Origin of the sequence: Vibrio sp. V43_P6S15P86 (genome assembly GCF_009904725.1) — a bacterium.
In the GTDB taxonomy this organism is placed as follows: Bacteria; Pseudomonadota; Gammaproteobacteria; order Enterobacterales; family Vibrionaceae; genus Vibrio; species Vibrio diabolicus.
Genome location: NZ_WXWT01000165.1, coordinates 1 through 4,282 on the forward strand (window position 1 = coordinate 1; position 4,282 = coordinate 4,282).

Consider the following 4,282-nt stretch of genomic DNA (forward strand, 5'->3'; position numbering starts at 1 on the left):
GCAAGAAATCTGTAATATTACTGATATATTTGTTCTCTAACATCGCCCGCAGTTTCAACTACAGACCGAAAAATGAACTGAAAGGTCAACGGAGAAAATTATGATGAACCAAGCTACTTCAACAGTGGCGCCAATTTCGAGCACTGCTCGTTGGTTACGCTGGGCTAACTTGGCATTCATGTTGTATCTGCTTCTTCTAGCAGTATCTATGGTTGGTAGTGGCTTCAAATGGGCAACTGGCGATCAAGCTAAGGTGCTATTTGAGTTTGCCGCTCACCCTGTTGCAGGTCTAATGATCGGCTTGGTGGCAACAGCCTTAATTCAGTCCTCAAGTACTGTAACGTCTATTATTGTAGGTTTGGTTGCAGGTGGCTTACCAGTAGAAACCGCGATACCAATGGTGATGGGTGCCAATATTGGTACCACAGTGACTAATACGCTTGTTTCTCTTGGTCACGTACGTTGTAAAGAAGAGTTCAAACGTGCATTTGCAAGCGCAACTATTCACGACTTCTTCAACTTACTTGCTGTTGCTATTTTCCTTCCGTTGGAAATGATGTTCGGCATTTTAGAGAAAGTTTCTCATTGGCTTGTTTCTCCACTACTTGCTACTGGCGATATGAGCATTAAAGGCTTCAACTTCATTAAGCCAATAACAAAACCAGTTGTGGGTGCAATTAAAGAGCCACTTTCAACATTCGGTGATACTGTTGGTGGCATCATGCTTATCGTTTTGGGTATTGCGACAATCTTCGTTGCAATTACGGTAATGGGTAAGCTAATGAAGAGCCTAATGGTTGGCCGCGCACGTGAAATTTTGAAAAACGCGATTGGTCGTGGCCCTATTCACGGTATTGTATCGGGTTCAATCGTGACTGTGTTGGTACAATCTTCATCAACAACAACTAGCTTGATGGTTCCACTTGTGGGTACAGGCGTTCTTAAAGTTCGTGATATTTACCCATTCACGCTAGGTGCAAACATTGGTACTTGTATTACGGCGTTACTAGCAGCAACAGCCGTATCGGGTGAGTTTGCGGTATTCGCGCTTCAAATCGCTCTGGTACACCTAGTATTTAATATCATGGCAACGCTGTTTATCTTTGGTATTCCGTTCCTACGTGAAATTCCAGTGAAAGGCGCTGAGATGATTTCTGAAATGGCTATCAAGAACAAAGCTGTTGTCGGTGGCTACCTAATGTCTGTATTCGTTATTTTACCAGGCGCGATCTTAGCCCTAACGACATAACAATAACTTACATACCATCGCTTATTGTTTAGGCTCCACATTGTGGGGCCTTTTTTGCGTTAATGACGCTGTTCAAATTCGTTGTCTGGTGATAATTTGAGCCATACCAGCATACTTATGCTGGGCTACCTCATTTGGAGTCGACAACATGACGCAGCTTAATGGCACTATTTCTGATCAGCTACTCGCAATAGACGAAAACCTAACTCAACTGGTTGCTGATATTGATATCCTCAGTAGCGTGAATCCTCTCAATTATGCTCAGGAAAGAGAGCGCTTTATTAAGAACAAATACTCTCAAGAGCCTAACTTCCAATACTCAACTACCAATCTAGATACTCACAGCGCAAAGCGACGTCTGTATGAACTGCCTTTAGAGAATATTCAAGACACCCAATTACAAAAGCTGTACGCGGATGTGATTCAGTCTTACGCAGATAAATTGGATCAAGTGAATACTATCGGTACACAAGAGTTTCTTTATAACTCCTTGCGCTATTACGGAGAGCCGAGCGTCAAAGACATTGCCAACGCCCATTTCATTTTACACCTTCCCACGGAAGAAGAGAGCAAACCGCAGCATGATAGCCGCGCGATAGCACACTTCATGCAAAACTTTGCTCAACGTAATGGATATGAATGTGAAATACAGGTGTTGGATGGGATGTTAGCAAACGCACTCGTTTCGGGATCTCGAGTCAAAATTAACCACGCAGCATACATCACGACCGATGAGTTAGAGGCTCTCGCACATCATGAAATGGGTGTACACCTTCTTACTACGCTTAACGGTCGTCAACAACCGCTAAAGGTCCTGAGCTTAGGGTGCCCAGCTAATACAAACACCCAAGAAGGGCTGGCTATATTGTGTGAATATCTGTCAGGACATTTCAGTATCAAACGCCTAAGAACCTTAGCCTTACGAGTCCTGGCGGTAGAGTCGATGATCAAGGATCGCGATTTCCGCCATACGTTCATGCTATTAAAAGAACAGTATAAAACGTCTGACCTTCAAGCATTTACAACGACTGCTCGTGTGTATCGAGGAGGCGGTTTGACGAAGGATTACTTGTACCTCAGGGGGTTCCGAGAGGTGCTCAATGCCTACGATAAACTGGGCGATGACTTTTCATTGTTGCTATGTGGAAAAACAGAACTGAAGTATTTTGAGCTTATCCGCTCATTAGTGAGGAAGCAAATATTCACCCAACCCAAGTTTATTAGCCCGGCACTGTCTGCACCGATGCAAACCAACCCTATTCACCGCTATATTGTCAGTGCACTCAAGTAATACCTTCAAAGTACAAAAAGCAAAAAAGCTCCATTTGGAGCTTTTTCATATCTTGAAGAATAATACTGGTTACACTGAGAATGGGTAACGAATAGGGTCGTGATGCTCGTATCCTTCAACCCAAAAGTCATCCAGTGTGACCCATGTTTCCAGATCTTCTAGAGACTTAATCTCTGGATTGATGTGGAACGTCGGCGCTTTTAATGGTTCACGTTTCAACTGAACATCACGCATCAGTTCAAGCTGATCTTCATAAATGTGCGCATTCACAATCTTATGAAATGCCTGACCAGGTTTCTGGCCCGTGATTTGCGCCATGATCGCCAAGAACACGTAAACTTGAACCATATTGAAGTTTAAGCCAAGCGGTACATCACACGAACGCTGAGTACTGTTCAGGTATAGCGTATCATCCAGCAATGAAAAATGGTGGCTATACATGCAAGGACGCAAGCACCCCATGTGGAATTCACCCGGGTTGTAGAAGTTCAAGATTTCACCGCGATCATCAACACCACGCGTTAAGTCATCCACTATCTTGCGTAATTGGTCAACATGCCCGCCATCAGGCTTCGCCCATGCGCGCCCTTGGACACCGTAGACACGGCCCATGTCGTCTTCACCTTTACGGTATGGGTTATTTAACCAAGCATCATTTAGGTTGGCATTGGCATCCCAGGTTTTCGTGCCCAGCTTACGAAAATCTTCCGCATTATCGTAACCACGAATGTACCCTAGTAGCTCTGCAACGGCCGCTTTCCAAAAACTTTTACGTGTGGTTACCAACGGAAATTGATTGTTCGCAACATCGTAGGTTAAATCCGCGTTGATTACGGTCAGGCAGCGCTTGCCTGTACGCTCATTTTCAACCCAAACACCTTGGTCAACGATGCGTTGACACAAATCTAAATACTGTTTCACACCAATACCTTACTTCGTCTTTTGTGGTAACTAATCTTTGTAATGACCACGTTTGTATGCCCAAACCATCATGAGGACACCGATAACCACCATTGGCAGGGATAAAATCTGTCCCATGGAAATAAAGCCACCGAATAAACCCAAATGAGCGTCTGGTTCGCGCACGTATTCTACTAGGAAACGGAAGGTTCCGTAACCCGCAAGAAAGAGTCCTGAAACAGAACCTAGAGGACGAGGTTTCTTGATGAACCAATTCAAAATGAAGAAAAGGACGATACCTTCAAGCGCCATTTCATAAAGCTGTGATGGATGACGTGGCAGTGGACCGCCATTTGGGAAAACGATCGCCCAAGGCACATCCGTTACTCGGCCCCACAACTCGCTGTTCATGAAGTTACCTAAACGCCCCATACCCAAACCAAATGGCACAAGCGGCGCGATAAAGTCAGCAACACCGAAGAAAGTTCGCCCGTTTTTGTGTGCATACCAGAACATCGCAGTAATCACACCCAGTAAGCCCCCGTGGAAAGACATACCACCGGTCCACACTTTAAATAGATACAAAGGGTCAGCCAGGAAGAGCTCAAAATTGTAGAAAAGCACGTAGCCTACACGGCCACCAATCACCACGCCAAGGAAGCCTGCGAACAACAAATCAGAAACCTGCTCTCGTGTCCACCCACTTCCCGGCTTATCCGCACGTCGGTTCGCCAACCATAGGGCGAACATAAAGCCCACAAGGTACATCAAACCGTACCAACGAACCGAAACAGGACCAATAGAGATTAAAACCGGATCAATATTGGGAAATTCAATATATC

General features: G+C 44.9%; 4 protein-coding genes. 2 read left to right on the forward strand and 2 right to left on the reverse strand.

Annotated features, from left to right (window positions below):
- Positions 1–103 precede the first annotated feature (103 nt).
- Entirely contained in the window at positions 104–1,249 is a 1,146-nt protein-coding gene (locus CAG69_RS07380; protein WP_031780616.1) for a Na/Pi symporter, read from the forward strand.
- Between the two features lie 148 nt (positions 1,250–1,397).
- A complete protein-coding gene (locus tag CAG69_RS07385) occupies positions 1,398–2,540 on the forward strand; it encodes a flavohemoglobin expression-modulating QEGLA motif protein (RefSeq protein ID WP_161443476.1) in 1,143 nt (380 codons plus the stop codon).
- 69 nt (positions 2,541–2,609) lie between these two features.
- On the opposite strand, the gene CAG69_RS07390 is transcribed toward CAG69_RS07385, so the two are convergent.
- Together CAG69_RS07390 and lgt are read right to left on the reverse strand one after the other, a co-directional pair.
- Positions 2,610–3,461 carry a thymidylate synthase gene (locus tag CAG69_RS07390; RefSeq protein ID WP_161443478.1) on the reverse strand — a complete coding sequence of 284 codons (852 nt, stop codon included), beginning with the start codon at positions 3,459–3,461 and terminating at the stop codon, positions 2,610–2,612.
- A 30-nt stretch (positions 3,462–3,491) separates the two neighbouring features.
- Positions 3,492–4,282 (reverse strand): prolipoprotein diacylglyceryl transferase (gene lgt / locus CAG69_RS07395; protein WP_202600717.1); only part of this gene is annotated, 791 nt, incomplete at its 5' end.